Source organism: Xanthomonas nasturtii (genome assembly GCF_023337365.3).
GTDB lineage: Bacteria > Pseudomonadota > Gammaproteobacteria > Xanthomonadales > Xanthomonadaceae > Xanthomonas > Xanthomonas nasturtii.
This window is the reverse complement of the sequence record NZ_CP142084.2, coordinates 2,995,753-3,014,680: the sequence shown is the minus strand read 5'-3', so window position 1 is coordinate 3,014,680 and position 18,928 is coordinate 2,995,753. Positions and strand designations below refer to the sequence as shown.

The following is an 18,928-nucleotide window of genomic DNA, read 5'->3' as shown; positions in this document are numbered from 1 at the left end:
TCGACGCAAGCGCGTCGGCGCCCGGCTGCAACAGGGCCGTGATGCGATGAGGCCATGTCAAGGGTGTGCGGTGCACGGGATGCGTCGCGCGCCTGCATTGCACACAGCATGCGGGGTCGCTATCGCCAGCGCTTCTGGCCCGCAGCTCAGTTGATTGCCAGGACCGGTTTGCGGCGCCACATCAGCTGGTGGACGCCGGCCCAGATGACCAACAAGGGCCACCACGCCGCAATCCCGTCGCCCAGGTCGATGCGGCTCAGGCCAAGATTGTTGCGCAGGAACATTCCGCTCATGACGATCAAAAACAGGCCGGAAGTCAGTCGGTAATGCATGGCGGCGTCCTCGTTGGGTGTGAGGCCATGCTGCGCGCGATGGCCCCGCCGATCAGGTGCCGGAAGTCAACAGTTGCGGGTGACAGTCGTCATGTCGCGCTGCTGGCGGGTGCGCATTGATCGTGCTTCGTCATCATGGCGAACGCGGTAACGACCACGGACGCGATGGTCATGGTCGTTGCAATATCAGGAAATAGTGTTGGATCAGAACGCTTCGTCGAATGCACGAGGCTTCGCCCGTACCCTCATCCGCCCCTTCGGGGCACCTTCTCCCGAGGGGAGAAGGGCAGGCGCCATGTCGCCGCCGCAGAACGGTCACGCTAGCCATCAGCACCTAGGCGCCGCTGTTGCGAATCCCAAATCCCGTTTCCCGGCCGCGCCTATTTTCCGCGCCCGAACAGCATGCCGATGCCGCAGGCCACCAGCGCGGCCGGCCACCAGGTGGCGATCAGCTTGCCCAGGCTGAGATTGGTCCAGCCCAGGTTGTTGGCCAGAAACAACAGGCCCACAAGGATCAGGATCAGCGCGGCGACGACATTGGATTTCATGCGGAAGACTGGTTGAAAGACAGGCGCCTATCGTAGCCGCTGCGCCCACGCAGCGACATGCCGTTGCAGCGTCTCGGGCGCAAAGCGCTGCGCACTGCCGCTGCCCCAGACCGGGCCGGGCCAGGCCGCATCGCCGGGATGGCGGCCGACCAGATGCACGTGCAGCTGCTGCACGATATTGCCCAGCGCACCGATATTGAGCTTGCTCACCGCAGGTTCGCGGCGCAGCAGCTGCGAGAGCTGGTTGATTTCGGCCAGCAACAGACGCTGCTGGCCGCCATCCAGATCGATCCACTCGCTGACATCGGCCACCCGCGGCACCAGCACCAGCCACGGGAAGCGCGCATCGTCCATCAGCCGCACCTGCGACAGCGGGCCGTCGGCGACGAACACACTGTCGGCGGCCAGCCGCGCATCGAGCTGGAATTCGCCCGCTGCAGCGGGGCTGGATGCGGGCGCACTCATCCCAGATGCGCTGCAAAAAAGCCCAGGGTGCGTTCCAATGCACGCTCGGCGCTGTCGGCATCGTAGTGGGTGGGGTCGATGCTGCGGTTGAAGGCGTGCCCGGTCGGGTAAACAAAGGTCTCCATCTGCGGCAGTTTTTCGCGGTGGGCCTGGATCGCCTCGGGCGGGATGCTGGCGTCGCGTTCGCCGAAGTGGAACATCACTGGCGCCTTGGGGGTTTCGTCCAGCAGCTGGGTATTGCGGCCGCCGTAATAGCTCACCGAAGGCAGGCCCAGACGGATGGCCGACAGCAGCGCCACCGAGCCACCCCAGCAATAGCCCACCGTGCCCACCTTGCCGGCGCGGGTCAACAGCGTGGCGGCGGATTTCACCACCTCCACCGCGCGCTCCAGGCCCACCGCATTGGCCAGGGCCAGACCGCGCTGGACGCTTTCCTGGTCGTAGGGCAGCTGCACGTCTTTTTCTTCCAGATCGAAGAAGGCCGGTGCCAGTACTTCGTAGCCGCGTGCGGCGTAGTCATCGGCCACCGCGCGGATATGTTCGTTGACGCCGAAGATCTCCTGAATTACCACCAGGCCCCCACGCGGGCTGGAAGCGGGCGTTGCGTGCCAGGCGGCAACCTGGCCGTCGGGGGTGTCGAGCGTGGTCCAGTGACCCATGGGAATTCCTGATGTGCAGCGGGGGAGGCGCGCATTATCGACCGGACCGGCAGTGTGAAAAGTGAGGGTTTTGCAAAGCCGACCTGGCTGACGAGGCGCGGCGGTTCAGAGCGCTGCCCGCACGCCGCTATAATTGACCCTGCCCAGGCCCCAGGCCGCTCCGTTTCCCAGGCCCCTGCTTCCATGTCCCAGCTGAACCCCAAAGTCGGCTTCGTCAGCCTTGGCTGCCCGAAGGCGCTCGTCGATTCCGAACGCATCCTCACCCAGCTGCGCGTGGAGGGCTACGACATCGTGCCCAGCTACGACGCCGCCGACGTGGTGGTGGTCAACACCTGCGGCTTCATCGATTCGGCGGTGACCGAGTCACTGGACGCCATCGGCGAGGCGATGAACGCCAACGGCAAGGTCATCGTCACTGGTTGCCTGGGCAAACGCCCCGAGCAGATCCGCGAGGCCTACCCGCAGGTGCTGGCGGTGTCCGGCCCACAGGACTACCAAAGCGTGATGGAAGCGGTGCACGCCGCCTTGCCGCCGCGTCACGACCCGTTCGTGGACCTGGTGCCGGACTACGGCATCAAGCTGACGCCGCGCCATTACGCGTATCTCAAGATTTCCGAAGGCTGCAATCACCGCTGCAGCTTCTGCATCATTCCCTCAATGCGCGGCGATCTTGTCTCGCGCCCGGTGGATGAAGTGCTGCGCGAAGCCGAACGGCTGGTGCGTGGCGGGGTCAAGGAACTGCTGGTGGTCTCGCAGGACACCTCCGCCTACGGCGTGGATCTGAAGTACGCCGAGCGTCCCTGGCGCGACCGCATGTACCAGACCCGCATGAAGGCGTTGTGCGAAGGCTTGTCGGAACTGGGCGTGTGGACGCGCCTGCATTACGTCTACCCGTATCCGCACGTGGACGATGTGATTCCGCTGATGGCCGAAGGCAAGCTGTTGCCGTATCTGGACATCCCGTTCCAGCACGCCAGCCCGCGCATCCTCAAGTTGATGAAGCGCCCGGGTGCGGTGGAAAAAACCCTGGAACGTGTGCAGCGCTGGAAGGCGATGTGCCCGGAGATCACCGTGCGTTCGACCTTTATCGTCGGCTTTCCCGGCGAGACCGATGCCGAATTCGAGTCCTTGCTGGACTTCCTGGATCAGGCGCAACTCGACCGCGTCGGTGCCTTCGCGTATTCGCCGGTGGACGGCGCCAGCGCCAACGCATTGCCGGACCCGGTGCCGGAAGAAGTGAAGCAGGAGCGGCTGGCGCGTTTCATGGCCAAGCAGGCGGAGATTTCCGCGTTGCGCCTGGAGGCCAAGATTGGCAGCGTGCAGCAATGCCTGGTCGACCTGATCGAAGACGATATCGCAGTGGCACGCTCACGCGCCGATGCACCGGAAATCGATGGCCTGGTGCATATCCAGAACGGCGGCGAGCTCCAGTTGAAGGTGGGCGACCTGGTCGAGGTGGAAATCACCGACAGCGACGAGCACGACCTGTTCGGCGATGGGCTGCCGGCCAATGGCGCGATCCAGCAAGGGCGGTCGTTGAATCTGCAGATGGTGTGACTGGCCGCTGGTTCGTACGCGTCGCTCGGTAGGAGCGCACTTGTGCGCGATGAGGCGTTATCGATAACGCTCCATCGCGCACAAGTGCGCTCCTGCACGCGCCAAGGTCATCCTGACCCCGGCCGCCGAGCGTCAGCGGAATGCGATCACACGGCTACTGGCCGGTGTAATCCACCGACACCACCACGAAGCTGTGCTTGCCAGACGGCAGCTGCGCGTCGAGCTCGTCGTCCACGCGTTTTTTCAGCAGCGCGCGCGCCAACGGCGAATCGATGCTGATCCAGCCCAGGCCAGCGTCGGTTTCGTCCGAGCCGACGATGCGATAGCGCAACAGCTCGCCGCTATCGGCATCTTCCAGCTCCACCTGCGCACCGAAAAACACCGCCTGCGGGTCAGTGGGTGCGGTGTCCACCACGCGCAACGCTTCCAGGCGCTTGCTCAGGTAGCGCACGCGGCGGTCGATCTCGCCAAGCTGCTTTTTGCGATAGGTGTACTCCGCATTTTCCGAGCGGTCGCCTTCCGCGGCGGCCGCAGCCAGGGCGCGGACCACCTCGGGCCGCCGCACGCGCCACAGGTCTTCCAGCTCGGCCTTGAGGCGGGCATGGCCCTCGGGCGTGATCAGCGCAGTGCTTTTTTCGGCAGGTGGGCGCCAGCGGCTCATGGGCGGTGTGTCGGACAGCGGGGGGCGCGATGCTAGCGCGCACGGGCTGCTTGCGCATCTGCCGCCGCCCGGCGAAGCTTTGCGCCATTCTCGGACACGGATGTCGTCATGTTGCTCATGCCGCTGCACAAACCCTGGTCGCGCCAGAACATTCCCTGGGTGACGCTGCTGTTGGTGCTGGTCAATGTCGCGGTCTATCTGGGCTATCAGCGCAAGGACGACGGGCTGGTCGACAACGCCGTGCATTACTACGTCGAGTCCGGGCTGGGCACGCTGGAGGCGCAGGCGCACGCGCGCTATCTGGCGCAGACCACCGATCCCAGACTGCGTGCCGCGCGGCAGGGCAAGCCGGACAGCGTTCCAGCGCCGCAGCGCATCGCGTATCTGGCGCATCTGACGATGCACGATGTCGCCTTTGCGCAGGTCTTGCGCGGCGGCACGCTGTTCAAGGACGAAGCGCAGATGCGCGAATGGCGCGGCCTGCGTGCGCCCTACGATGCCCGCCTGTCCAAGGTGTTCACGCTGCGTCATCTGCAACGCAGTTCGGAGTGGTCGCCGGCACGCATGCTGAGCGCCACCTTCCTGCATGGCAGCTTCGATCATCTGCTCGGCAACATGCTGTTTCTGCTGGCGCTGGGTACCTTGCTGGAAGGGGCGATCGGCAGCGGCTGGTTCCTGTTGCTGTATCTGCTGGGCGGGTTTGGCGCCAGCGCAGCAAGTCTGTGGTGGCGCTGGGGCGAGCCCGGTGGCGGGCTGGGCGCGTCCGGTGCCATTGCCGCCTTGATGGGAGCGTTCTGCGTGGTCTGGGGGCGGCGCCGGGTGCGGTTTTTCTATTGGTTTTTCGTGGTGTTCAATTACGCACGCGGCCCGGCGATCTTGCTGCTGCCCCTGTGGCTGGGCTGGGAGCTGTACAGCCTGCTGGGTAGCGATAACGGCGCTGTCGCGTTCGAAGCGCATGCCGGCGGGTTGATCAGCGGTGCGCTGCTCGGCGCGTTGCTGGTGGCGGTGCGGCAAACCCGCCCGGCCTTCATGGACGAAGACCTCGCCGCACAGGTGGACGACCGCTGGGAGCGTGCGCAGCGCCATCTGGGCCGCATGGAGAACCTTGAAGCCGAGCGGCTGCTCGCCGAGCTGGCCAGCGAGACCCCGCACAGTGCCGATGTCGCGCTGGCCCGCTATCGGGTTGCGCGCAACGCCGGGCGCACGCAGGAAGCCCTGCGCCACGCGCAGACGCTGCTGCACCTGGCCAGCCATAGCGCGCAACAGACACGCGTCCAGCTGGGCGTAGCAGCAGAATTGAGCAAGGACGGGATTGCCGTTGCGCTGCCGGCACGCATGGCGTTGATCGACGCGTGCCTGCGTAACGGGCTGCTGGCCGATGCCGAGCGTTCGTTGAAGGAGTGCGGCATCGATGCGCCGCGTTCCGAGCTGGCGCAGCACTGGTTTGTGCTGGCGTTACGGCACGGCGAACTGCAGGCCGACGAACAGCGCACGCGGGTGTTGCAGCTGGTGCGCGATCAATTTCCGGAGCAGGGGCAGGCGGTCAAGGCGCGCTTCTTGCTCGAAAATGGCTGAAGGCGCCGCGTGTGCGTGTGGTCTCCGGGGTGTCGATGTCGGGCGTTTGAAGCCGCATCAAGAGCCGTTAGCCAAACCCATCGAGCGCTGCTCGGTGAGAGTGGAATTTAGCCGTTCTGAGAGCAGGCCACGCCCCCCTTGCGGCTGTGGAGGTGCTTGGTGATGCGCGTCAAACCGGTGCTGAGTGCGGGCCGCCCGCCGGCTTGCGGCTACGGCGGAATTTTGTGAGATGCGCCAGGAGCGGCTAACAAAACGTAGCGAGCAGTCGTCAGCTGAAGTGTGTACGGCGCGAAGGAACCGAAATCTACGAGTGGTCCACGCCGCACCGAGCATCGGTCGCTTCCGCCTGGCGGTGAGCACAGTCGGCTTGTTAGCAGCGTCAAGCCGGTTGGATCGCCACCGCCCGTAACGCTGCGTCCAGCTTTGTCCGTTGCGCGGCATCGTCGCAATGCTCCGCGGCGTTTTGCAGGATGGCCCGTGCCTGCGCATCGCGGCCGAAACGCTCGGCGAGCATCAGGCCTGCATCCAGCGACCAGCTCGGCAGCATCGGATCGCGCGGCCAGCCGGCGATGGCGGCCAGCAGCCCATCGGTCGCGAGTTGAAACTGCCCGGCCATCTTGGCGCGCTCGGCGAGCAGCGTGGCGTGTTCGGGCAGGAGCGGAGTGAATGTGGGGTCGCTGTCGAGCGCTTCGCGCTGCAACGCGAGTGCGCGGCGCTCCTGCTTTTCCTGCAGCAAGCGGTTGATGTATTGCCGGGTATGCTCGCGTAGCTCGTCGTTGCTGTGATGCTGGCGTAGCAGGCGTTGATACAGCTCGTGGACTGCCAGGCTCACCGCGCGCGAGCGGACTGCACCGCGCAAGGCCTGGAACGCCTCTGCGGAATGACCGTCGCGCACGTACTGCTCGGCCTCGTCGAGCAGGCGCTGGTCCGGGTCGGCGCGTTCGTGCGCGGCACCGCCGCTGGGCACGTATCCCAGCTCTTCGTGGTATTGGTACACCAGATACCCGAGCAGATGAAAACTGGCGAACAGGGTCCAGATCGAGGTCATCATCACCGCTGCCTCGCGCACCAGCGGGGGCAGGTACTTGAGTGCGACAAAGACCGCCGCCGTGCCGCTGCCCTGGATCACATACAGCAGGCCGTAGGCGGCCAGATACGGCCAGCCGATACGCAGCGCCATATCGATCGAAACCGCCGGGTTGAGCGCCCGGCGCAGGCTGCCGTCGATGGCAAGGGAGATCAGCATGCCGGGCAACAACAGCATGGCGCCCAGATAGGCGATGGTCAGCCCGAATTTACCTGCGAGCGCGGCGGCAACGCCGATCACGATGCCCAGCGCGAACGCCAGCAGGATCAGGCGCAATACCGCGCTGTCGAAGCTGTCATACCCGAGCCGGGGCGCATCGGGCTGGCCATCGGCGGTATGCCGAAGGATGTCGAACGCGTAGGTGTAGGTCGCCATGCCCAGCACGCCCATGACCACGAGTTTGAGGATGCCCGGCAACACCAGCAGCGCACTGCACAGCGTCAGCGCGATCAGCGCATACAGCGCCGAGCCGCGTAGCGGATAGGTGGCGATCGCCGGAATGCGGGTCCAGAACGGTGCAGGCGCAGCATGCGCGGCAACCTTGCGTGCGCGAAAACGGTCTTCCATGACGCTCCCCAAGCGTGTGATGTGAAGGGATTGTGGAGCGATGCGCGGGCGGGCGCAATTGGAATGTCGCGTCTGCTTGCGGCGAGCTGGAATTGGGCGAGGTCAGTGGTCTGCGGCACGCACGCCTTCAGCGGCGCTGCCAGGATCTCGGTCGACCGGCGGAAGCAGGGCCTGCATGGGCGGCCGTCCGAGGACACGCGATGGTGCCGACAGGTGCATGCCTTCCGCTGATTGCGCTGATTGCGACGGGCGGGTGGTGGGCCATCATGACCAACGGCCGCGCACATGGACTCCTGTGCAGAACATATGGTTCGCTACCGGTCGGTTGCCCGCCCTGTGGCGACCTCGCTGCAGGCGGTACGCGCTTGCGTGGCATCGCGAGGGCGCGGCCTTCTCCCCCCAACCATCGCAAGGAGTTTTGCTTGAATCCATCAGTCGCCGACACCCCGCAGGTTCGCATTCGCAGCTTCGATGTGCTGTCAGACAACTGGTACGTGCTGCGCAAGGTCACCTTCGATTTCCAGCGCAAGGATGGCCGCTGGCAGACTCTCTCGCGCGAGGCGTATGACCGCGGCAATGGCGCCACCATCCTGCTCTACAGCCGCGTCAAACAGACGGTGATGTTGACCCGTCAGTTCCGCCTGCCGACGCTACTCAATGGCAATGCGGACGGCATGCTGATCGAAGCCTGCGCCGGCCTGCTGGATATGGATGATCCGCAGACCTGCATTCGCAAGGAAACCGAAGAGGAAACCGGCTACCGCATCGACAATGTGCGCAAGGTGTTCGAGGCCTTCATGAGCCCGGGTTCGGTCACGGAGCGCCTGTATTTCTTCGTCGGCGAATACTTCGACGCCGACAAGGTGAGCGACGGTGGCGGGGTCGAAGAAGACGGCGAGGAGATCGAGGTGCTGGAGCTGTCGCTCGACGCTGCGCTGGCGATGATTGCTGCCGGCGAAATCGCCGATGCCAAGACGATCATGTTGCTGCAGTACGCCAAGTTGCATGACGTGCTGGGGTAGGCGGCATATGAACATCCCTTGAGCGCGGGCAGTGCCGGAAGGTGTGTTCACTGCGTTGCAGCCGGCAAAAGCTACGAAATCAAGCGTCCTGCATGCCACCGCGCAGGCGGGCTGCAGGGCGCAGCCGTAACGGCCAAGCCACTAAAAATCCCGCTTATCATTCCTGCAGCTCTTCGCGCGAATTTAAGAATGCGAGCAGTAATCAGCGCGCTCTCTTAAGCACCTTGTCGTCGTATTCTGGTGATCTGCCACTGTGGCAGTTATGGCCGTCCTGAGCGAGAAGGAAAGTGGGGCGTTCGTGGTCTGAAGAGAGAGGGGCCTCTTCCACGACAAACCCGTAAATGTTCGGTCCGACCATCGGATCGTTGACGTCCATGAAGTTGAGTATCAGACAGCTGCCGCTCGTCTCGTCCATGTTCCAGGAACCGGTAATCGTCCGCGGTGGTTCATTCAGTTGGCCGCCAGCGATGCAGAAGGTTTTCAACCTATAGCGCTGCATTTTCTGTTTGGAGTCGGCATCGAGAGAAAGAGCTCGGCGCTGACAATCAGGCAGCCTTGCGTATAGGGTCTGAGCTGCCCTGTGTACGTACCGGTCAGCAGCTGCTGACGCTGTAGAGGCCATAGATCACTCGGGTTTGTTTGTTCAGCTAAGGCCGTGCTTGCGACGACAACCGCGATGGCGATCGTGCAGGACGGTAGGGTCTTCACTGCATCCTTGCTCATGGCGCTTCCTCTTGAGTGTTGCACTCAGCGCTTCCCACCAAAAATACTGCCGAAAATCCCGCGCACGATCTGCTGGCCGATCTTGTTGCCCACCGTGCGCGAGGTCTGCTTGGCCATCGTTTCCAGCATGCCCTGGCGACGCCCGGTGCCGAACACCGCGTCCTTGACTGCCTGGCCGAAGCCGCTGTCCTGCGCGTCGTCGTCTTCGCGGGTGCGGGCGGGTGGTGAGGCGCTGTGTTCGGCCACTTTTTCGACGCGGCGCGCGAGCAGTTCGGAAGCCGATTCGCGATTGATGGCGGTGTCGTAACGCGTGCCCACCGGGCTGGCGGCGCGGACCTGGGCGCGTTCGGGCGCGGTGATCGCACCCATGCGGCAACGCGGCGGCGCAATCACGGTCTGTTGCACCGGCGCCGGCACGCCCTTGCCCTGCAGTGGCGACACCAGCGCCTCGCCGGTGCCCAGGCTGGAAATGGCAGTGGCGACATTGAGCTTGGGATTGCCGGCAAAGGTCTGCGCTGCGGTCTTGACCGCCTTCTGGTCGCGCGGGGTGTAGGCACGCAACGCATGCTGCACGCGGTTGCCGAGCTGGCCGAGGATGTTGTCCGGGATGTCGTCGGGAAACTGCGAGCAGAAATAGATGCCCACACCCTTGGAGCGGATCAACCGCACCACCTGCTCGATGCGCTGGACCAGCGCCGCCGGCGCATCGTCGAACAGCAAATGCGCCTCGTCGAAGACGAACACCAGCTTGGGCTGGTCCAGGTCGCCCACCTCGGGCAGGCTTTCGAACAGTTCCGACAGCAGCCATAGCAGGAAGGTGGAATACAGCTTCGGCTTGAGCACCAGTTGATTGGCCGCCAGGATGCCGATCACGCCGCGGCCATCGGGCGCCACGCGCATCAGTTCCGCCAGTTCCAGCGCCGGCTCGCCGAAGAACTGTTCGCCGCCGTCCTGCGACAGGCGCAGCAAGGCGCGCTGGATGGCGGCCACCGACTGCGCCGATACCAATCCGTAACTGGTGGAGAGCTCCTTGCGCTCTTCCACCACCAGCGCGAGCAGCGCGCGCAGGTCGTCCAGGTCCAACAGCAGCAAGCCGCGGTCGTCGGCCAGCTTGAACACGATGTCGAGCACGCCGGACTGGGTGTCGTTGAGTTCCAGAATGCGCGCGAGCAGGGTGGGGCCCATCTCGCTGACGGTGGTGCGCACCGGGTGGCCGAGCTGGCCGTACAGGTCCCAGAACACCACCGGGCTGGCGGCTGGCGCGTAGTCGGCGATGCCCACTTCCGTTGCGCGCTGCAACACGCCGGGCGCGCCATTGCCGGCCACGGCCAGCCCGGCCACGTCGCCCTTCACGTCGGCCAGGAACACCGGCACGCCCAGTCGCGAAAAGCCTTCGGCCAGGGTCATCAGGGTCACGGTCTTGCCGGTGCCGGTGGCGCCGGCCACCAGCCCGTGGCGGTTGCCGAAGCGTCCTTCCAGCATCACCGCGATGTCGTCGGTGACGCGTTTGCCGAGCGGGAACGAGGCCATTGCGCAGATCCGGTGGGAAAGTGCGGATTCTAGCGGCCAATCCCGGCGGGCAAGGCCGGTGGGTAAATCAGCAGGTTGCGGCGCAGCGGCCTGGATCGAACCAGCCGCAAATGCGCACGCCGCGGTATTGCCGCAGGCCCGGTCACGCCATCGCCGCGGCCAGCCGATCCACAGCGGCTGCGGGCAGCGGTCGCCCGACCAAGCTAACGGCCCACTGACCCCGGCGACCCCGCCGCCTTGCCCCGGTGTCGCCCCGGCGGCTACCCTGCCTGCCTTTCCGCTGCACTGTCTCCGATGCCGCTCGCTCATTTTGTTTTGCGCCCATGGCCTGTCCTGGCTGTGGTGGCGCTGATGTCTGTCGTCCCCGCCGCCCACGCCATTTCCAAACGCGACACGGAGAAGGCTGCCGTGCTTGATGCCCGCATGGCCGCCGCCGAAAAGCGTTACCGCGATGCGCTGGTGCTGGTGAACAACTCCGACCCCAAGGGCACCGCCGAAGGCGATGCCGCACTGGAGGACATGGAAGACGTCATCGACGCCTGCATCAAGCAGCGCGGTTGCCTGGTCGCCAATCAGCTGGCCACCTACAAGCGTCTGCTCAAGGCGCGCGCCGATGCGGAGGCGCCGGCCGCTGAAGATCCGGAAGACGACGACACCCTGCTGCAAGCCGACCCGGACCATCTCGGCCCGGCAGCGAACGGCGTGCCCGAGGCCGCACGCGCCGCCACGCTGCTCAACGACCAGCGCCACGAGTTCGACAAGATGGTGCAGTACAACCCGGCCGTGCAGGCCGGTATCCGCCGCTGGCTCACCGACATGCGTCCGGCGCTGCTGACCAGCTACGAAAACTACAGCAACCTGCGCGGGGTGATGTGGCCGGAATGGCAGAAGCGCGGCCTGCCCGAGGCGCTGCTGTTCGGCATCATGGCCAAGGAATCCAATGGCAAGGTGCACGCCAGCTCGCGCGCTGGCGCGGCCGGGCTGATGCAGTTCATGCCGGCCACCGGGCGTCGCTTCGGGCTGGGCCCGGACGGCACCGGCTTCGACACCCGCTTCGATGCACGCAGCGCTGCCGAAGCCAGCGCCGCATACCTCAACGAGCGCATGGCCGGGCTCAATCGCAACATCGAGCTGGCACTGGCCGCCTACAACGGCGGTGAAGGCCGCGCCGCGCGCGTGTTCACGCAGACCGGTGGGCGCGGCTTCTGGGAGCAGGACGTCTACAACCAGTTCCCGGCCGAAACCAAGGACTATGTGCCGATGGTGATCGCCGCGGCCTGGATCTTCCTGCACCCGCGCCAGTACGGCGTGGATTTCGCCAAGCTCGACGCGCAGCCGGCCACGCTCAAGCTGGCCAAGTCTACCACCATCTACGAACTCACCATCTGCCTGGGCAGCATGGGCACGCGCGACGGTTATATGCGCGCGTTGCGCAACCTCAACCCGCGTTACGAATCCGACGGCTGGATTCCGGCCGGCACCGTCATCAATGCCACCAACCGCATCGCCAGCCTGTACACGCGTTACTGCGTCAGCGGCCCGCGTGCGGACCTGGCGCGGACCCTGATCACGGCCGATCTCAACAGCGCAATCGTCCGTAGCAGCAGCGCCCCCGAGTACGTGCCCAGCGTGGCGGTGGGCGATGTCAGCCAGATGGCCGGCGTGCCGACCACCGTGGCCACCGGCCAGCCGGCCGTCGCCAAGCCCAAGGCCAGGCAGGTGCGCAGCTACACCATCGCCAAGGGCGACACGCTCGGCCGCGTCGCGAACAAGTACCAGTGCGAGATCAAGCAGCTGGCCAAGGCCAATGGCTTGAAGGCACCGTCGTATGCGCTCAAGCGGGGGCAGAGCATCAAGCTGGCGGGCTGCGATCGCTGACTTGCGCGCGTGGTAGCTTCTTGGCGAGCTGCGGGCTGGGCCTGACTCCGGTAGGAGCGGCCCCGGCCGCAATGACGCCGTCCCGGTAGCTCCGGGGTAAGCGGGCGCGCCTTGAATCGGAGGCTGGGAGCGCGAAACGCGCCTGCGCACGAAACGTCATCGGGAAGGCCTCATGGCGGCCAAGCCCGCTCCTGCAAAGGCATCGCTGCATCCGGCATCGCTAGCCGCAATTGCCGATCGCCGCATTTGGCGTGAAACGCGCTGGTGCGCGGCGCGTTATCGAGAACGCCCAATCACGGGAAGACCCGCCACGACACAGCGCTGTCGTCATACGTATCGCAGCGGGTATTGTCAGCGCGCCGCGACGATCAGCTCACCTGACGACGCGCAAGCGCTTGCCCCAGCCGCACCGATGTCTCGGCAGCAAGTGCACCATCGAGCGTGGCCACACCCGGCGGCAGCAACACGATCACGGTCGAGCCGTAGTTAAACCTGGCCATCTCCGCAAACCGTTCCAACACGATGCCCTTGCCGCGGTAATCCTTGCGCGTGATGCGATCGCCATAGCGCGGAATCTCCACGCCGCTCCAGACCGTTTCCACGCCGGACACCAGCAGCGCACCCACCATGACCGACGCCATCGGGCCGAACTCGGTGTCGAAGTGACACACCAGGCGCTCGTTACGCGCGAACAGCCGCGGCACATTGCGCACGGCATCCGGGCCCACGCTGAACAGCCGGCCGGGCACGTGCACGGTTTCGCGCAGGGTGCCGGTCCACGGCATGTGCACGCGGTGATAGTCCTTGGGCGACAGGTATACGGTGGCGAACAGGCCGTTGTTGAACGGCACTGCGGCCGCTTCATCGCCGAGCAACTCGGCGGCGGTGAACGACTGCCCCTTGGCCTGGAAAATGCGGCCGTTTTCGATCGGGCCGAGCTGGCTGACGCGGCCGTCGGCCGGCATCAGCAGGGCAGCAGGGTCGGCATCGGGTACGCGTGCGCCGGGCTTCAAGGCGCGGGTGAAAAACGCATTGAAGGTGGGGTAGGCGCGCGGGTCAGGCTGCTGCGCTTCGCTCAGATCCACGCCGAACTTGCGCGTCACCGTGTCGATCAGCCACTGCTTGGTGGACGGCGTATCGGAATAGGCCAGCGCGCGCGCCAGCGAAGACAGCAACCGGTGCGGCAGCACATAGGTCAGGGAAGTGACGAGACTCACGGTGCGGTTACCTTGGTCAGCTGTTGGAGATCGGCGGCAATTGCCTTCGGGTCGAGCGGCGGACGGATCAGGCCGGCCAGGCGGCCTTGCGGATCGAGCACGGCAATGCCGGCCGAATGATCCATGCTGTAGTCGTTGGGGTTCTGATCGAAGTTCTTGCCCGGCACTTTCTGGAACACCAAGCCCAGCGCAGTGGCAAAGCGCTCCAGCGCCGGCACGTCTGCGGTGGCCGCCAGCGTGTCCTTGTGGAAAGCGTGGGCATACTCGCCCAGCCGTGCGGGCAGGTCGCGCTGCGGGTCCACCGAGACGAACAACACGCGCGGGCGCAAGCCATCCGGAATGCTTTCCCATTGCTGTTGCGCCACGGCCAAGTCGGTCAGCGTGGTCGGGCAGACATCCGGGCAGAAGGTGAAGCCGAGGAACACCAGCGTCCAATGCCCCTTCAGTTCGCCAGACACCAGCTGGGTGCCATCGGATTGGCGCAGGCTGAACTGCGGCAGGGGGCGAGGCTGCGGGTACAACGTGATGGTCTGGGTAGGCGGCCAGGGCGAGCGGGGCGCACCGCCGAAGAACTTCTGGCCCAGCAACAACCCCAGGCCGGCGGCCAGCGCCACCAGCAGTACGATGCCGGTATTGCGATTGAACATGGCGGTTTCCAGTGCAACGGACGCTCATGATACCGATCCGACCTCTATAATCGGGGGCCACATCTTCTTTAGTTGTTGCCATGACTGCCGCCGCGGCCGACGAACTGCACACCATCATCGACCTGATCCGCTACGGCACCAGCCGTTTCAACGCAGCCGGTCTGACGTTCGGCCACAGCTACGACAACGCGCTGGACGAAGCCACCCAGCTGGTGCTGCACAGCCTGCATCTGCCGCACGATCTGGGCCCGGCCTACGGCCAGGCGCGTCTGCTGCGCTCGGAAAAAGAGCAGGTGCTGGGCTTGTTCGAGCGCCGCATCAGCGAGCGCGTGCCGGCGGCGTATCTCACCGGCGAGGCCTGGTTTGCCGGCTTGAACTTCAAGAGCGATGCGCGCGCCCTGGTGCCGCGCTCGCCGATCGCCGAGCTGATCGAAGCCGGCTTCGAGCCCTGGCTGGGCGGCCGCGAAGTCACCCGCGCGCTGGACCTGTGCACCGGCTCGGGCTGCATTGCCATTGCGATGGGCCACTACAACCTGCACTGGGATGTGGATGGGGTGGACATCAGCGATGACGCACTGGCGCTGGCTGCCGAAAACAAGGCGCGGCTGCATGCCGATAACGTCACCTTGCTCAAGTCGGACCTGTTCACCGGCCTGGTGGGCCGCCAGTACGACCTGATCGTCACCAACCCGCCGTACGTCACCAACGACGAGACCGACGCGCTGCCGCAGGAGTATTCCTACGAGCCCGAGCTCGGCCTGCGTGCGGGCGACGACGGTCTTGACCTGGTGCTGAAGATCCTGCGCGATGCGCCGCAGCACCTCAGCGAAGACGGCCTGCTGATCTGCGAGGTGGGCGAATCCGAGCAGCATCTGATCAAGCTGCTGCCGGAACTGGATCTGGCCTGGGTCGAGTTCAAGGTCGGGCAGATGGGCATCTTCGCGGTGGAATGCCGCGAGTTGATCGCACACGGCGCACGCATCGCCGGGCTGGCCGCGCAGCGATGAGCCTGCGCGCATGAGTGCCAATTCGTTCGGCAAGCTGTTCACCGTCACCACCTTCGGCGAATCGCACGGGCCGGCCATCGGCTGCGTCGTCGACGGGTGCCCGCCCGGCCTGGAAATCGCGCCGGAAGAATTCACCCACGATCTGCAACGGCGTGCCTCCGGCAAGAGCCGGCACACCTCCGCGCGCCGCGAGGCCGACGCCATCGAGATCCTGTCCGGCGTGTACGAAGGCCGCACCACCGGCACGCCGATCGGGCTGCTGATCCGCAACACCGATCAGCGCAGCAAGGACTACAGCAACATCGCCCAGCAGTTCCGCCCCGGCCATGCGGATTACACCTATTGGCAGAAGTACGGCATCCGCGACCCCCGCGGTGGCGGACGTTCGTCGGCGCGCGAAACCACCATGCGTGTGGCTGCCGGCGTCATCGCCAAGAAGTGGCTCAAGCAGCGCTACGGCGTGCTGGTGCGCGGGTTTCTAGCGCAGCTGGGCGAAATCCGCCCAACCGGTTTCGACTGGGATGCGGTGGAAGACAACCCGTTCTTCTGGCCGCATGCCGCGCAGGTGCCGGAGCTGGAAAGCTACATGGATGCGCTGCGCAAGTCCGGCGATTCGGTCGGCGCACGCGTGGACGTGGTGGCCGGCGGCGTGCCGGCAGGCTGGGGCGAGCCGATCTACGGCAAGCTCGATGCCGAACTGGCTGCCGCCTTGATGAGCATCAATGCGGTCAAGGGCGTGGAGATCGGCGACGGCTTCGCCAGCGCGGCGCAGAAGGGCACCGAACACCGCGACCTGATCACCCCGGAAGGCTTTCTCAGCAACCATGCCGGCGGCATTCTGGGCGGCATCTCCACCGGCCAGGCGATCACCGCCTCGATGGTGCTCAAGCCCACCTCCAGCCTGCGCCTGCCTGGCGCCACGGTGGATGCCGACGGCAGCGTGGTCGATGTGATCACCACCGGCCGGCACGACCCCTGCGTGGGCATCCGCGCCACCCCGATCGCCGAAGCGATGACGGCGCTGGTGTTGATGGACCAGGCCTTGCGTCATCGCGCCCAGTGCGGCGATGTCGGCGAGGTGTCGCCCCGAATTCCCGGTCAGATCGATGTCTGAGTCGCGGCGCGCCAAGGTGTGGGTCAGCCAGCCGCTGTTCGACGATGTCGTGGCGCAGTTGGGCGAGCATTTCGAGCTGACCACCACGCAGCGCGCCAGCGCGTATTCGCCGGCCGACCTGGCCGCGCAACTGGCATCGCTGGACGGTGCCCTGATCACCCTCAACGAGCGTATCGGCGCGGCCGAAATCGCGGCGGCGCCACAGCTGCGCGCCATCGCCAATGTCGGCGTGGGCTACAACAATCTGGATCTGGATGCACTGAGTGCGGCCGGCATCCTGGCCAGCAACACGCCCGATGTGCTCACCGAAACCTCCGCCGATCTCGGCTTCGCGTTGCTGATGGCCACCGCGCGCCGCATCACCGAAGCCGAGCGCTGGCTGCGCGACGGGCAGTGGGGGCAGTGGTCGTTCAAGACCATGCTCGGCGCCGATATCCACGGCAGCACGCTCGGCATCCTGGGCATGGGCCGGATCGGGCAGGGCATCGCACGCCGCGGTGCGCACGGCTTCGGCATGCGCGTGCTGTATCACAACCGCAGCCAGCTGCCGGCCGCCACCGAACAGGCGGTGGGTGCGCGTTACGTGGATTTCGACACCTTGCTGGCGCAGTCCGATCACCTGGTGCTGGTGCTGCCGTACACCAAGCAGTCGCACCACATCATCGATGCGGCGGCGCTGGGCAAGATGCGCGCCACCGCCACGCTGGTGAACATCGCGCGCGGCGGCCTCGTCGATGAGCTGGCGCTGGCCGATGCGTTGGCCAATGGGCGCCTGGCCGGTGCCGGCCTGGATGTCTACGAGGGCGAACCTGCAGTACGTCCCGAGTTGCTGGCCTTGCGCAACGTGGTGCTCACCCCGCATATCGGCAGTGCCAGCCTGGCCACGCGCCGTGCCATGGTGCAGCTGGCAGTGGACAACCTGATCGCCGCGCTGGGCCAAGGCCCCAATGCCGGCCATCCGCCGAGCGCGCTCAATGCCGACGCGATGGCCGCTGCCAAACAGGGCGGCACCGGTGCGGCCGCGAAAAAAACCGGCGTTACCGGCACCATCTGGACCAAACGATAGGGAACCTCCGCGGCCAGCTTTGGAGGTTCCCCGAACCCAGCGCGCAGTGCTTCCTCTTTTCCCCTTTTCGATAAAGACAAACCTCATGAGCAACGAAAGCCGTCGTTTCAACGTCGCGGTCGTGGGCGCCACCGGCGCTGTCGGCGAGACCATGCTGAGCATCCTGGCCGAGCGCAATTTCCCGGTCGCCACCCTGTACGCGCTGGCGTCGTCGCGTTCGGCCGGCGGGCAGGTGGAATTCAATGGCGGCAAGGTCGATGTGCTGGATCTGGCCGACTTCGACCCCACCGGCGTGGACATCGCGCTGTTCTCCGCAGGCGGCAGCGTGTCCAAGGAATACGGCCCCAAGTTCGCCGCGGCCGGTGCGGTGGTGATCGATAATTCCTCAGCGTTCCGTTACGACGACGACGTGCCGCTGGTGGTCTCCGAAGTGAACCCGGAAGCGCTCAAGCAGCGCCCGCGCGGCATCGTGGCCAACCCCAATTGCTCGACCATGCAGATGCTGGTGGCGTTGGGCCCGATCCACCGCACCTACGGCATCGAGCGCATCAACGTGGCGACCTACCAGTCGGTGTCCGGCGGCGGGCGTTCGGCGATGGAAGAACTGGGCAAGCAGACCAGCGAGCTGCTGAGCTTCCAGGAAATCGACCCACAGCGCTTCCCGGTGCAGATCGCCTTCAACCTGATCCCGCACATCGACGACTTCCAGGACAACGGCTACACCAAGGAAGAGATGAAGCTGGTGTGGGAAACCCGCAAGATCCTCGGCGACGACAGCATCCAGGTGAACCCGACGGCAGTGCGCGTGCCGGTGTTCTACGGCCACTCCGAAGCGGTGGCGATCGAAACCCGCGACAAGATCACCGTCGACGCGGCGCGCGCGCTGCTCGCAGCCTCGCCCGGCGTGGAAGTGGTGGACGAGCGCAAGCCCGGCGGCTATCCGACCCCGGTCACACATGCCTCCGGCAAGGATGCAGTGTTCGTCGGCCGCATCCGCGAGGACCTCTCGCACCCGCGTGGTCTGAATCTGTGGATCGTCTCCGACAACATCCGCAAGGGCGCTGCGCTCAACGCCGTGCAACTGGCCGAACTGGTCGCACAGGAAGGTTGATCCGTCGGCTGTGTAGGAGCGCGCTTGCGCGCGATGAGGCTCTCCCGGTGAAGCCCCATCGCGCACAGGCGCGCTCCTACCGATGACCTGACGCATGGATGTCGCATTGCGACGGCTTGTGCGCTCTGCACGGGGTGCCCGACTTTTTCGCTCATCCAGCGG

At 65.6% G+C, this 18,928-nt stretch carries 19 protein-coding genes and 1 other RNA gene; 8 read left to right on the top strand and 12 right to left on the bottom strand.

Annotated elements, in window-relative coordinates; genetic code table 11:
- Window positions 1-146 precede the first annotated feature (146 nt).
- From M3O59_RS13155 to M3O59_RS13140, 4 genes are all read right to left on the bottom strand, one after another.
- Window positions 147-332, bottom strand: a complete 186-nt coding sequence (locus tag M3O59_RS13155; protein ID WP_064634143.1) for a LiaF transmembrane domain-containing protein — start codon at window positions 330-332, stop codon at window positions 147-149.
- Between the two features lie 380 nt (window positions 333-712).
- The gene (locus M3O59_RS13150; RefSeq protein ID WP_005994260.1) at window positions 713-880 is read right to left on the bottom strand and encodes a LiaI-LiaF-like domain-containing protein; all 168 of its coding nucleotides are present in this window, start codon (window positions 878-880) and stop codon (window positions 713-715) included.
- 27 nt (window positions 881-907) lie between these two features.
- Window positions 908-1,345: an HIT domain-containing protein gene (locus tag M3O59_RS13145; RefSeq protein ID WP_064634142.1), complete on the bottom strand. Its 438-nt coding sequence runs from the start codon at window positions 1,343-1,345 to the stop codon at window positions 908-910.
- Complete coding sequence (locus M3O59_RS13140; protein WP_116906372.1) at window positions 1,342-2,004, bottom strand: dienelactone hydrolase family protein; 663 nt, start codon at window positions 2,002-2,004, stop codon at window positions 1,342-1,344. Before M3O59_RS13140 ends, M3O59_RS13145 begins: the two co-directional genes overlap by 4 nt.
- Before the next feature lie 183 nt (window positions 2,005-2,187).
- Between M3O59_RS13140 and rimO the strand changes: the two genes are divergently transcribed.
- Window positions 2,188-3,561 carry a 30S ribosomal protein S12 methylthiotransferase RimO gene (gene rimO, locus M3O59_RS13135; protein WP_116906373.1) on the top strand — a complete coding sequence of 458 codons (1,374 nt, stop codon included), beginning with the start codon at window positions 2,188-2,190 and terminating at the stop codon, window positions 3,559-3,561.
- A gap of 154 nt (window positions 3,562-3,715) precedes the next feature.
- Here the strand turns inward: rimO and greB are convergent, their stop codons facing one another.
- Entirely contained in the window at window positions 3,716-4,222 is a 507-nt protein-coding gene (gene greB / locus M3O59_RS13130; protein WP_116906374.1) for a transcription elongation factor GreB, read from the bottom strand.
- Between the two features lie 108 nt (window positions 4,223-4,330).
- Here greB and M3O59_RS13125 point away from each other — a divergent pair, with 108 nt between their 5' ends.
- Entirely contained in the window at window positions 4,331-5,797 is a 1,467-nt protein-coding gene (locus M3O59_RS13125) for a rhomboid family intramembrane serine protease (RefSeq protein ID WP_064634138.1), read from the top strand.
- 242 nt (window positions 5,798-6,039) lie between these two features.
- On the opposite strand, the gene M3O59_RS13120 is transcribed toward M3O59_RS13125, so the two are convergent.
- Window positions 6,040-6,116, bottom strand: a non-coding RNA gene (locus M3O59_RS13120) — sX9 sRNA.
- 60 nt (window positions 6,117-6,176) lie between these two features.
- Window positions 6,177-7,451 carry a DUF4013 domain-containing protein gene (locus M3O59_RS13115; RefSeq protein WP_116906375.1) on the bottom strand — a complete coding sequence of 425 codons (1,275 nt, stop codon included), beginning with the start codon at window positions 7,449-7,451 and terminating at the stop codon, window positions 6,177-6,179.
- A gap of 422 nt (window positions 7,452-7,873) precedes the next feature.
- Here M3O59_RS13115 and nudK point away from each other — a divergent pair, with 422 nt between their 5' ends.
- A complete protein-coding gene (nudK, locus tag M3O59_RS13110; protein WP_116906376.1) occupies window positions 7,874-8,473 on the top strand; it encodes a GDP-mannose pyrophosphatase NudK in 600 nt (199 codons plus the stop codon).
- Window positions 8,474-8,675: 202 nt separating this feature from the next.
- Here the strand turns inward: nudK and M3O59_RS13105 are convergent, their stop codons facing one another.
- From M3O59_RS13105 to M3O59_RS13095, 3 genes are read right to left on the bottom strand one after another with little or no spacing between them, the layout of a single operon-like run.
- Entirely contained in the window at window positions 8,676-8,972 is a 297-nt protein-coding gene (locus tag M3O59_RS13105; RefSeq protein WP_116906377.1) for a hypothetical protein, read from the bottom strand.
- Window positions 8,954-9,196: a hypothetical protein gene (locus M3O59_RS13100; protein ID WP_147308532.1), complete on the bottom strand. Its 243-nt coding sequence runs from the start codon at window positions 9,194-9,196 to the stop codon at window positions 8,954-8,956. The genes M3O59_RS13105 and M3O59_RS13100 overlap by 19 nt, the downstream gene beginning before the upstream one ends.
- Before the next feature lie 24 nt (window positions 9,197-9,220).
- Window positions 9,221-10,726, bottom strand: a complete 1,506-nt coding sequence (locus M3O59_RS13095) for a helicase HerA-like domain-containing protein (protein WP_116906378.1) — start codon at window positions 10,724-10,726, stop codon at window positions 9,221-9,223.
- 294 nt (window positions 10,727-11,020) lie between these two features.
- On the opposite strand from M3O59_RS13095, the gene M3O59_RS13090 reads away from it, so the two are divergent.
- Window positions 11,021-12,604 carry a transglycosylase SLT domain-containing protein gene (locus tag M3O59_RS13090; RefSeq protein ID WP_064634133.1) on the top strand — a complete coding sequence of 528 codons (1,584 nt, stop codon included), beginning with the start codon at window positions 11,021-11,023 and terminating at the stop codon, window positions 12,602-12,604.
- Window positions 12,605-12,972: 368 nt separating this feature from the next.
- Here the strand turns inward: M3O59_RS13090 and asd are convergent, their stop codons facing one another.
- Window positions 12,973-13,821, bottom strand: coding sequence for an archaetidylserine decarboxylase (gene asd, locus M3O59_RS13085; RefSeq protein WP_116906379.1), 849 nt, complete (start codon window positions 13,819-13,821; stop codon window positions 12,973-12,975).
- A complete protein-coding gene (locus M3O59_RS13080) occupies window positions 13,818-14,468 on the bottom strand; it encodes an SCO family protein (protein ID WP_064634131.1) in 651 nt (216 codons plus the stop codon). Before M3O59_RS13080 ends, asd begins: the two co-directional genes overlap by 4 nt.
- 80 nt (window positions 14,469-14,548) lie before the next feature.
- Between M3O59_RS13080 and prmB the strand changes: the two genes are divergently transcribed.
- The 4 genes from prmB (at window position 14,549) to M3O59_RS13060 (ending at window position 18,766) form a co-directional block, all read left to right on the top strand.
- Complete coding sequence (gene prmB / locus M3O59_RS13075) at window positions 14,549-15,475, top strand: 50S ribosomal protein L3 N(5)-glutamine methyltransferase (protein ID WP_116906380.1); 927 nt, start codon at window positions 14,549-14,551, stop codon at window positions 15,473-15,475.
- A 10-nt stretch (window positions 15,476-15,485) separates the two neighbouring features.
- Entirely contained in the window at window positions 15,486-16,589 is a 1,104-nt protein-coding gene (gene aroC, locus M3O59_RS13070) for a chorismate synthase (RefSeq protein ID WP_116906381.1), read from the top strand.
- Window positions 16,582-17,655, top strand: coding sequence for a 2-hydroxyacid dehydrogenase (locus tag M3O59_RS13065; protein WP_116906382.1), 1,074 nt, complete (start codon window positions 16,582-16,584; stop codon window positions 17,653-17,655). The genes aroC and M3O59_RS13065 overlap by 8 nt, the downstream gene beginning before the upstream one ends.
- Before the next feature lie 85 nt (window positions 17,656-17,740).
- Window positions 17,741-18,766, top strand: coding sequence for an aspartate-semialdehyde dehydrogenase (locus M3O59_RS13060; protein WP_064634127.1), 1,026 nt, complete (start codon window positions 17,741-17,743; stop codon window positions 18,764-18,766).
- Window positions 18,767-18,928 lie beyond the last annotated feature (162 nt).

Bases quoted from the DNA above. Each gene is read 5' to 3' on its own strand.
- M3O59_RS13155 (WP_064634143.1), bottom strand. From the start codon at position 332: ATGCATTACCGACTGACTTCCGGCCTGTTTTTGATCGTCATGAGCGGA.
- M3O59_RS13150 (WP_005994260.1), bottom strand. From the start codon at position 880: ATGAAATCCAATGTCGTCGCCGCGCTGATCCTGATCCTTGTGGGCCTG.
- M3O59_RS13145 (WP_064634142.1), bottom strand. From the start codon at position 1,345: ATGAGTGCGCCCGCATCCAGCCCCGCTGCAGCGGGCGAATTCCAGCTC.
- M3O59_RS13140 (WP_116906372.1), bottom strand. From the start codon at position 2,004: ATGGGTCACTGGACCACGCTCGACACCCCCGACGGCCAGGTTGCCGCC.
- rimO (WP_116906373.1), top strand. From the start codon at position 2,188: ATGTCCCAGCTGAACCCCAAAGTCGGCTTCGTCAGCCTTGGCTGCCCG.
- greB (WP_116906374.1), bottom strand. From the start codon at position 4,222: ATGAGCCGCTGGCGCCCACCTGCCGAAAAAAGCACTGCGCTGATCACG.
- M3O59_RS13125 (WP_064634138.1), top strand. From the start codon at position 4,331: ATGTTGCTCATGCCGCTGCACAAACCCTGGTCGCGCCAGAACATTCCC.
- M3O59_RS13115 (WP_116906375.1), bottom strand. From the start codon at position 7,451: ATGGAAGACCGTTTTCGCGCACGCAAGGTTGCCGCGCATGCTGCGCCT.
- M3O59_RS13105 (WP_116906377.1), bottom strand. From the start codon at position 8,972: ATGCAGCGCTATAGGTTGAAAACCTTCTGCATCGCTGGCGGCCAACTG.
- M3O59_RS13100 (WP_147308532.1), bottom strand. From the start codon at position 9,196: ATGAGCAAGGATGCAGTGAAGACCCTACCGTCCTGCACGATCGCCATC.
- M3O59_RS13095 (WP_116906378.1), bottom strand. From the start codon at position 10,726: ATGGCCTCGTTCCCGCTCGGCAAACGCGTCACCGACGACATCGCGGTG.
- M3O59_RS13090 (WP_064634133.1), top strand. From the start codon at position 11,021: ATGCCGCTCGCTCATTTTGTTTTGCGCCCATGGCCTGTCCTGGCTGTG.
- M3O59_RS13080 (WP_064634131.1), bottom strand. From the start codon at position 14,468: ATGTTCAATCGCAATACCGGCATCGTACTGCTGGTGGCGCTGGCCGCC.
- prmB (WP_116906380.1), top strand. From the start codon at position 14,549: ATGACTGCCGCCGCGGCCGACGAACTGCACACCATCATCGACCTGATC.
- aroC (WP_116906381.1), top strand. From the start codon at position 15,486: ATGAGTGCCAATTCGTTCGGCAAGCTGTTCACCGTCACCACCTTCGGC.
- M3O59_RS13065 (WP_116906382.1), top strand. From the start codon at position 16,582: ATGTCTGAGTCGCGGCGCGCCAAGGTGTGGGTCAGCCAGCCGCTGTTC.
- M3O59_RS13060 (WP_064634127.1), top strand. From the start codon at position 17,741: ATGAGCAACGAAAGCCGTCGTTTCAACGTCGCGGTCGTGGGCGCCACC.